The sequence below is a fragment of the Ferrovibrio sp. genome (assembly GCF_002796975.1).
Classification (GTDB): domain Bacteria; phylum Pseudomonadota; class Alphaproteobacteria; order Ferrovibrionales; family Ferrovibrionaceae; genus Ferrovibrio.
This window is the reverse complement of sequence record NZ_PEKV01000004.1, coordinates 82,326-91,104: the sequence shown is the minus strand read 5'-3', so window position 1 is coordinate 91,104 and position 8,779 is coordinate 82,326. Positions and strand designations below refer to the sequence as shown.

General features: G+C 62.7%; 9 protein-coding genes. 3 read left to right on the top strand and 6 right to left on the bottom strand.

Annotation, left to right across the window (positions count from 1 at the left end; all coding sequences use genetic code 11):
* A partial coding sequence (locus tag CTR53_RS03080; protein WP_290809330.1) for a monovalent cation:proton antiporter-2 (CPA2) family protein occupies positions 1–1,686 on the bottom strand: 1,686 nt, incomplete at its 3' end.
* A 135-nt stretch (positions 1,687–1,821) separates the two neighbouring features.
* Here CTR53_RS03080 and CTR53_RS03075 point away from each other — a divergent pair.
* Complete coding sequence (locus tag CTR53_RS03075) at positions 1,822–2,436, top strand: TetR/AcrR family transcriptional regulator (protein WP_290809329.1); 615 nt, start codon at positions 1,822–1,824, stop codon at positions 2,434–2,436.
* On the top strand, positions 2,433–3,797 hold the full coding sequence (locus CTR53_RS03070; RefSeq protein WP_290809328.1) for an MATE family efflux transporter: 1,365 nt from the start codon (positions 2,433–2,435) through the stop codon (positions 3,795–3,797). The genes CTR53_RS03075 and CTR53_RS03070 overlap by 4 nt, the downstream gene beginning before the upstream one ends.
* Here the strand turns inward: CTR53_RS03070 and CTR53_RS03065 are convergent.
* Positions 3,794–4,174: a DUF3606 domain-containing protein gene (locus CTR53_RS03065; RefSeq protein WP_290809327.1), complete on the bottom strand. Its 381-nt coding sequence runs from the start codon at positions 4,172–4,174 to the stop codon at positions 3,794–3,796. The genes CTR53_RS03070 and CTR53_RS03065 overlap by 4 nt on opposite strands.
* Before the next feature lie 133 nt (positions 4,175–4,307).
* On the opposite strand from CTR53_RS03065, the gene CTR53_RS03060 reads away from it, so the two are divergent.
* Positions 4,308–5,570, top strand: a complete 1,263-nt coding sequence (locus CTR53_RS03060) for a putative zinc-binding peptidase (protein WP_290809326.1) — start codon at positions 4,308–4,310, stop codon at positions 5,568–5,570.
* A 15-nt stretch (positions 5,571–5,585) separates the two neighbouring features.
* Here the strand turns inward: CTR53_RS03060 and CTR53_RS03055 are convergent, their stop codons facing one another.
* The 4 genes from CTR53_RS03055 to CTR53_RS03040 all read right to left on the bottom strand — a co-directional run.
* Positions 5,586–6,095 (bottom strand): PAS domain-containing protein, encoded by a 510-nt coding sequence (locus tag CTR53_RS03055; protein WP_290809325.1) that lies wholly within the window; start codon positions 6,093–6,095, stop codon positions 5,586–5,588.
* Between the two features lie 5 nt (positions 6,096–6,100).
* A complete protein-coding gene (locus CTR53_RS03050) occupies positions 6,101–6,652 on the bottom strand; it encodes a hypothetical protein (protein WP_290809324.1) in 552 nt (183 codons plus the stop codon).
* 142 nt (positions 6,653–6,794) lie between these two features.
* Complete coding sequence (gene argE / locus CTR53_RS03045; protein ID WP_290809323.1) at positions 6,795–7,979, bottom strand: acetylornithine deacetylase; 1,185 nt, start codon at positions 7,977–7,979, stop codon at positions 6,795–6,797.
* Between the two features lie 68 nt (positions 7,980–8,047).
* On the bottom strand, positions 8,048–8,779 hold a 732-nt coding region (locus tag CTR53_RS03040; RefSeq protein WP_290809322.1), incomplete at its 5' end, for an NAD-dependent epimerase/dehydratase family protein.

Below are 8,779 nucleotides of genomic sequence, written 5' to 3'. Positions count from 1 at the left end.
TTCGAAACGCTCCTCGTCGCGCCGGCGCACATCGGCCATCACCTCAGCCACCTGGTCCTCCGGCACATCCAGATCGCGCAGCACGGCGCCGCTGAGCGCCAGGGCCGATTCAAAGGTTTCGCGGATCTGGTAGTCCACGCCGGCCTGGATCAGGTCGAGCGCATGGCCGCGGTCATAGGCGCGCACATAAAGCTTGGCGAGCGGAAATGCCCGACGCACCATGTGGGCGATCCGCGTGGCGGCGCCATTGTGGTTGTCAACGCAGACGATGATGGCGCGGGCAGTTGCTGCCCCGGAGGCATGCAGAATGTCGAGCCGCGTGCCTTCGCCGTAATAGATCTTGAAGCCGAAGGTGCTGGCGGCCTGGATCATCTCGATATCGTTCTCGATGATCGTGAGATTGAAGCCGCGCGCCAGCAGTCCCTGGCAGGCGATATGCGAAAAGCGGCCGAAACCGATCATCAGGATATCGCCGCTCAGTTCGCTGACGGGCTCTACGCCATCCATCGATATCGTTGCGGCCGGCGCCGGCATGGCGCGCCGGACCAGGGTAGCGATCAGCGGCGTCAGTGCCATGGAGAGGATCACGGTGGCGGTGAAAACTGCATTGTCATGTATTGTGAAGATGCCGCCGGCCAGCGCGGCCGCATACAGCACAAAGGCGAATTCGCCACCCTGGGCGAACAGGGTGACGCGGCCAAGGCCGTCGCGCCAGCTGGAACCGAACAGGCGGGCAACCAGAAAGATGCCGAACGATTTCACCAGGGTGAAGGCGATCACGGCCGCCGCGATCAGCACCCAGTCGCGTGCCACCACACCCAGGTCGAGCGACATGCCGATGGCGATGAAGAAGATGCCGAGCAGGATGCCGCGGAAAGGTTCGATATCGGCCTCGAGCTGATGACGGAAACTCGATTCCGACAGCAGAACACCCGCGAGGAAAGCCCCCATGGCCATGGAAAGTCCACCAACCTCCATGAGCAACGCCGCGCCCAGCACCACCAACAGCGCGGCGGCTGTCATCACCTCGCGCGCATGCGACTGCGCCAGAATGCGGAACATCGGATTGAGCAGCCAGCGGCCTGCAGCGATCAGTCCGGCAATCGCGGCGAGTGCAATCGCGATGGCAACCCAGCGCGGTTCGCCGTTGTCAGCAGCCGTCGGCGCAATCACGGCGACAATGGCGAGCAGGGGCACGATGGCGAGGTCTTCCAGCAGCAGGATCGAGACCGCCTTCTGGCCCTGCGGTGTCGAAGTATCGCCACGCTCGTCCAGCATCTGCATCACCACGGCGGTGGACGACAGCACAAAGCCCATGCCGGCAATGAAGGCGACCGGCGCTTTAAGGCCGGCCAGCATGCCGATGCCGGTCAGTAGCAGGCCGCAGGTGACAACCTGGGCGACGCCAAGGCCGAAGATTTCACGGCGCAGGTTCCATAGCCGAGACGGCTGCATTTCCAGGCCGATGACGAACAGCAGCATGATCACGCCGAGTTCGGCGGTGTGCAGAATGGTCTGCGGATCGGAAATCAGGCGGAGTCCGAAGGGGCCGATGGCAATGCCAGCGGCGAAATAGGCCAGCACCGAGCCCAGGCCGAGCCGGCGAAACAGAGGGACGGCCAGCACGCCGGCGCCGAGCAGGGCGACCAGCTGGACCAGGTCAATTCCGTGGTTTTCCGCCGCCATTTCTATTCCTGCCGAATCTGGATCACGCTCTGCGCACCTTGGCTTGGGCGGCGAGAGGTCGCAACCCCTGAATAACGCCGGCCTGGGGGCATAAAATATGATGACTATCATCATATTTTATGGTGTGATCCTGCCATGAAGACTCAAAAAGCTGCTCAGCCCGAAGCTCCCAAATCGGAGACAAAAGGCGAGGCGACCCGCCGGGCCATTCTGTCCGTCGCCGCCCGCATCATCCGCGAACGCGGCCCGGACCGGATCGGGGTGGCGGAAGTGATGCGCGAGGCCGGGCTGACCCATGGCGGCTTTTATGCGCATTTCGCCTCGCGTGACGCACTGGTGGCCGAGGCGATCCGCATCATGTTCGATGGCGGGCGGCAGAAATTCACGGCGCGGATCGGCACGAAAACCGGCCCGGATGCGCTGAAGGCCTGGATCGACAACTATGTGTCGCGCGACCACCGCGACAATCCTGGCGGTGGCTGCGCCATGGCAGCGTTGATTTCGGATATGGCCCGGCTCGAACCTGCGGCGCGCGCAGCTTTCGACGAGGGCATCCGCGGCATCGCCAGCCGGCTATCGGCACATCTGCCAGCGAATACGGAAGAACATGCGGTCTGTTCGCTGATGGCGGAGATGGCTGGCGCGGTTGCGCTGGCGCGCGCCGTCAGCGACCAGCAGCTGTCGGACCGCATCCTGAAAACTTCGCGCGCGGCGCTCAAGGCCCGCATCGACCACATAGGGCAGGCATGAATACCCAGGCGACGATCCAGAAACCGCCGATTGGTCGCGAAATGCTGCTCACGGCGCCGATCCTGCCGACGCTACTGAAGCTCAGCGCGCCGACCACCGTAGCAATGCTGGCCATCGCGCTGGTGGCGATCGCCGAAACCGCCTATGTCGGCGTGCTCGGCGTCGAGGCTCTGGCGGCCATGGCCCTGACTTTTCCGATGATCATGCTGATGCAGATGGTCTCGGCGGGGGCGATGGGCGGTGGCGTATCGTCGGCGATTGCGCGTGCCGTTGGCGCCGGCGATTTGGCCCGGGCCAATACATTGGCCTTGCATGCCATCATCATCGCAGTGGTTGCTGCGGCAATCTTCACGGCTTTCTTCTGGCTGCTCGGTCCGGTGATATACCGGCTGCTGGGTGGGCAGGGTGTGGCGCTTGAGCTTGCCATCCTCTATTCCAACACCGTGTTCACCGGTGCGCTGGGCATCTGGTTGTTCAATACGCTGTCGTCGGTGCTGCGCGGCACCGGCAACATGAACGCGCCTTCGGTGGTGGCGTTGGTCGCCGCAGCCGTTCAAATCGTCGTCGGTGGTATACTCGGGCTTGGACTTGGCCCGGTGCCGCAGTTCGGCGTGATCGGTATCGGGCTTGGCCAGGTGATCGCCTTCGGTCTGGGGAGTGTCTATCTCTTCATCCATCTGTGCCGACCCGACGCCCGCCTGCGGCTCCGCCTTGCCGGATTCAAAACCGACCGAGCGATGTTTGCCGATATCCTGCGTGTTGGCGCACTGGCCAGCCTGTCCTCGCTCCAGACAGTGCTCACCGTGCTGATTTTCACCGGCCTGGTGGCACGATTCGGCACTGTTGCACTGGCCGGCTATGGCATCGGCGCGCGGCTGGAATTCCTGCTGGTGCCGATCGCCTTTTCGGTCGGGGTCGCCAGCGTGCCGATGGTCGGGATGGCAGTCGGTGCACAGAACATCCTGCGCGCCCGCAAGGTTGCCTGGACCGCGGGTAGTGTTGCGGCCGTTGGGCTCGGCGTCGTCGGGCTCGTGGTGGTAGTGGCACCAGACCTGTGGTCGGGGCTTTTCACCAGCGACGAAGCCGTGATTGCTGCCGCGCGACAATATCTGACGTCCGCCGGTTTCGGCTTTCCCTTCTTCGGCTTCGGACTGTGTCTGTATTTCGCTTCGCAGGGCGCTGGCAAGGTACTCGGCCCCGTGCTGGGCGGCACCATCCGCCTCATACTGGTGGCGCTGGGCGGCTGGTGGCTGACGACCGCAGCAGCGCCGGTGTGGATGTTATTCGCGCTGGCCGGTGGCGCCATGGTTATCTATGGCATTGCCACCGGCCTGATGGTCAAGGCGACACGCTGGAACTAAAGCGTTTTGCCGAGTTTGTCCGCAACATCGGCTGGAATGAAGCCTGCCTCGCGAACCGCCTTGCGGAGTTCCTTTTCCGATACGCCGAGACGCTCGGTCCAGTATTCCACTTCGCCGTCGTCGCTCAGGTTTACACGACTGTGCTTCTTCAGGATTTTTTCGCGTGCCTTGTTGGCGGATTTGGCGCCGGCTTCGCTGCGTAGTGAGGGCGTCGATGCTGTCGGCTGGGTCAGCGCTACCGGATCGCTGGCCGGGAAACTGCCGCGCAGCGCCTCGTCCAGCTCTGCTTCCTTGTCCAGTTCGTTGCGATCCTCGCGGCGTGCTTCTCTGATCTGCTCCTTGTGGGGAGCGCGATCGACCTTTTTAGCGCTAGCCATGGCGTGGCCTCCTTGCTGGGTTCGCATGGAAAACAGTTCAGGCCGCAGCCAAGTTCCGGGATTTATGCGGAACTAACAGGGGAGTCGGATCGTCTGGAAATCGGGGCAAATCCGGACAAGGCAGGTCATTCACATGAAACTTTTCGAATGTCTGGCCTGCGGCCAGCCGCTGTATTTCGAGAATACCGCCTGTGAAAGCTGCGGGCGTCGCCTTGGCTTCCTTCCCGATTCCGGTGTTCTAAGCGCCCTGGAACCAGTGCAGCGCGTCGATGGTGTCGAGGCATGGCTGGCGCTGGCGGCGCCGGAGCGGCAATACCGCTTCTGCCGCAACGTCGCGTATGATGCCTGCAACTGGCTGGTGCCGGCGGAGGTTGACGGCGCGTCGGTCGATCCCGAGCCTTACTGCCTGGCCTGTGCACATAATCGCACAGTGCCGGACCTTTCCGTGCCGGAGAACACCACCAACTGGCGCCGTATCGAAAGCGCCAAACATCGCCTGTTTCATGGGCTGCTGCGGCTCGATCTGCCGCACGAGACGCGCGACGAAGATACTGAGGAAGGATTGGCTTTCGATTTCCTGGCCGATCCGCCAGATCCTTCAGCGCCGCGCATCGTCACCGGTCATGACAACGGGCTGATCACCATCAGTCTGATAGAAGCCGACGATGCAGCGCGTGAACGTATCCGCGTGCAGATGCACGAACCCTATCGCACGCTGCTGGGGCATTTCCGTCATGAGATCGGGCATTACTACTGGGAGCGACTGGTCCGCCGCACCGGCGACAACAGCGAGACGATGGCGACCTTCCGCAACCTGTTCGGCGATGAAAGACAGGATTACGGGGAAGCGCTGAAGAAACATTACGATGCCGGCCCGGCGGTCGGCTGGCAGGAAGGCTATGTCAGTGCCTATGCCGCTGTGCATCCCTGGGAGGATTTCGCTGAAACCTGGGCACATTACATGCATATCGTCGATACGCTGGAGACTGCAGGCGCTTTCGGCCTGCGGGTGAAGCCACGCATTAGTCGCGGCGAGGAACTGGGCGCGCGGATTGATTTCGACCCCTATCATGCCGATGCGGTCGAGCAACTGATCGAGGCCTTCCTGCCGGTCACCTTCGCGGTGAACAGCCTGAACCGCTCGATGGGTCAGCAGGATTTCTATCCCTTCGTGCTCAGCCCGGCGGCGATTTCCAAGCTCGACTTCATCCACCAGCTCTGCCGCCGGGCCCGCGAGGGACGGCCAGAGGCGCGACAGGGTGCCCAGCACGAAACCGCGCCGCTGCAGCAGGCAAGCCAGCCGCAGATTGAGACTGTCGCAGAGGACGACGTGACGGAGCAGACTGCCGCACTGCTGACCGTTGCGTCCCAGCTTGCCCTCAATCCAGTATCCTGACGCGGCAGCGCCCGGTTAACTGTCCGGCGCACCGTGGTAATAAAAAGCGGAGAGAACGCGATCTACTGTCTCGCCGTCATCAGCCAGCGGACAATGCGCGTATTCCATATCGGCAAAGTTGAAGCGGAAAGGGATATTGACCTTGCCGTAGAAATGCCGGGTAACGCCGGTATCTGCGACCTGCCGTCGTACGCTGACGATACGAGCTTCGCTTTCATCCGGGGTTTTATGCAGGTTCACGCTGGTATCGATATAGCGATTCATCAGCGGTACGGGCGCTGCGCGTAGCACCATCTCTCCGGCAACCCGCACCAGGAAGCGCGTACTGTCGACGCCGCGTTCCACCTGCACCAGTACCAGATGGCTGAGCAGATGGGGAATCGCCATCGGGTCGAAGTCGCTTCGCGCCGGCAGGCGGTCGGCAGGATGGATCGCGCGCATATAGGTCAGGAAATCGCGAAGCACCCGGCTGCCGGCCGCTGCCAGTGCGGCATCAATCGCTACAAGGTTAGGGTGTGGAGCCAAGCGGGTCAGCCGATGACGGACTCGAGAGCCTTATAGTAGATGATCGAGACGATATGGTCGACGGTAACGCCGTCCTCGGCGAGCGGGCAGTGGGCGTACTCAACCTCGGCATAGTCGAGCGAGAAGCGCATGCGCGGCTGACCGCGCCGATAGATCATGCAGCCATTCTCCACCACGCTATGCCGGCTTTCGATGGGGAAACGCGCCGTGGGCTCGGTGGTATTGGCGATCTCGTCCAGGAAACGGCCGATCAGTGGCATACGCAAGGCCTGCACAACTTCCTCGCCGGCCACCTTGATGCGGAATCGGGGGAGGGTAGCGCCGGGCTGGCGCACCACCTCGGCCAGCACCAGATTTGGCAGCAGGCGGGGAATGGCGGCGGGATCGAAGGCCGTGCGGGCCGGCAGCGCCTCGGACGGATGGATGCCGATATAATAGTCGAGGAAATCGCGGACCCGCGCATGCTGCGCCTGACGTCGCGCGGCATGGCCCGCATCCAGATTGACCTGGGGCGGACGAAGCAGGGGGGTAAGATGACGTGCGGGACTGAAGGTCATGACGGCGCCTTTGCTCCAGCGAAGGCGCGCTGTCTATCAGGGAATGTTGCGCTGCACCATAGCCGTCGTCACAACGCAGCTATGCAGTGAAGATGATCCTGCCCGAGGTTCGGGCAGGGGATATAATTGTATTTACAAACAATCACGCCGGAAATGCGGCGCCACCGGTCTTTACCCGCTGGAGCAGGCGCTCCATGAAGGCCTCGCATAGACCAATCTGACTGAGTTCAATGAATTCGTTCGGCTTATGCGCCTGTTCGATATTGCCCGGGCCGCAGACGATGGTGGGGATGCCCAGTTCGGAGAACAGGCCGGCTTCCGTGCCGAAGGCGACCTTCTGCACGCGGTTTGCGCCGGTCAGTGCCTTGGCCAGTTCCACAACGCCGGCGCGGTCGTCAGTCGAAAGACCGGGGAAGGCCGAGATCTGCGTGAAGGTGAAGCCGCAATTCGGGTCAATTGCCTTCAATTCCGGCTCCAGCTTGTTCTTGGCATAGGCCACGACCTCGGTGAAGAGCGCATCGACGTCGTCCTGCGGCAGGTAGCGGATCTCCCACAGGAAGCTGCAATCCTTCGGCACGATGTTCAGCGCCGTGCCACCACTCACCGTGCCGGTATGCAGCGAGGTGTAGGGCGGGGCGAATTCGGAATCGAACGGGCCGTTATCACGCTTCTTGCGTGCCAGCCCCTTGATGAAGGCGATCAGTTCGGCGGCGGCTTCCACCGCATTGGCGCCCTGATGAGTGAGCGAAGAATGGCACTCGAAGCCACGCACGTCGACGCGCCAGCTTTTCTTGCCTTTGTGCTGGGCGATCACCTGCATCTCGGTCGGTTCACCGACGATGCAGGCTTTCGGTTTCACCGGCATCTCGCGCAGTACCTCGATCAGCCGCTTTGCCCCCAGGCAGCCGACTTCCTCGTCATAGGTGAAGGCATAGTGGATCGGAGTTTCCAGCTTCTGTGCCAGGAATTTCGGCGCATAGCTAAGCGCGACCGCGACAAAGCTCTTCATATCCGACGTACCGCGGCCGAACAGCCTGCCGTCCTTTTCGGTGATCCTGAACGGGTCGGTGTCCCATTCCTGGCCGTCGATCGGCACCACGTCGGTATGACCGGACAGCACGATGCCCGGCTTGTCCTGCGGGCCGAGCGTCGCATAGAGGTTGGCTTTTTTGCCGGTTGCGTCATGCACCAGCGTAGCCTCCACGCCAAGCGATTTCAGGTGGTCGCGGATCCAGTGGATCAGGTCGAGGTTGGAATCGCGGCTGACTGTCGGCATCTCGATCAGTTGCTTGACCATCGCGAGCGCTTCGGGGGAGGGCTTCGTCATCGGGAGTTACCTTTACTTACTAATTTCGTCATGCCCGGGCTTGTCCCGGGCATCCACGCCAATGAGTATTAACTCGACTGCAGGCTCTTGATCTGGGCGTCGAGATCGTCAGCGATGAAGGACTGCACGATCTCGTCGATGCTGGCATCGACGGTGAAGCCCATCGCCTTGGCACGTTCCGATGCGGTCGCGCCCGGCCAGCCATCGACAATCTTCTGGATCGCGGCATCAGGTGTCCAATGAATAGCCCCGACCTTGCGGTTCGCCCCCTTCAGTGACGGCGTGGCACGCTCGACGGCCGCCGCCATTTCGCCGGCGGTGACACGGATGCCGGACAGCAGCAGCGCGCGGTCCTTGCCGAACTTATCCGCCGGCAGGTCATGTGCGCGGATGAAAGCGTCGATGGTATGACGCGGCGACAGGCAGGCCATCGGGCTATCCGGGCGCACCGGGCAGACCGCATCGACGCCGGACAGCGGTTCGCGGATCATCGAGCTGGCCCAGGTCGAGGCCGCCTTGTTCGGCTTGCCCGGCCGCACCATGATGGTCGGCAGGCGGATGCTGCGGCCGTCGACGAAGCCCTTGCGGCTGTAGTCGTTGATCAGCAATTCGCCGCTCAGCTTCTGCACGCCGTAGGAGGTGGTCGGGCGCTGCGCGGTCTGGTCGGTCACGGTCTTGGGCAGGTCGTCGCCGCCATAGACGGCCACCGACGAGGCGAAGACCATGCGCGGCGTATGCGTGGTGATGGCGCGGCAGGCTTCCAGGACGTGGCGCGTGCCTTCCAGGTTGACGCGATAGCC

Coding starts and splice junctions, on each gene's coding strand:
- argE (WP_290809323.1), bottom strand. CDS start 7,979: ATGACGAAGCCCTCCCCCGAAGCGCTCGCGATGGTCAAGCAACTGATC.
- CTR53_RS03060 (WP_290809326.1), top strand. CDS start 4,308: ATGAAACTTTTCGAATGTCTGGCCTGCGGCCAGCCGCTGTATTTCGAG.
- CTR53_RS03065 (WP_290809327.1), bottom strand. CDS start 4,174: ATGGCTAGCGCTAAAAAGGTCGATCGCGCTCCCCACAAGGAGCAGATC.
- CTR53_RS03050 (WP_290809324.1), bottom strand. CDS start 6,652: ATGACCTTCAGTCCCGCACGTCATCTTACCCCCCTGCTTCGTCCGCCC.
- CTR53_RS03070 (WP_290809328.1), top strand. CDS start 2,433: ATGAATACCCAGGCGACGATCCAGAAACCGCCGATTGGTCGCGAAATG.
- CTR53_RS03075 (WP_290809329.1), top strand. CDS start 1,822: ATGAAGACTCAAAAAGCTGCTCAGCCCGAAGCTCCCAAATCGGAGACA.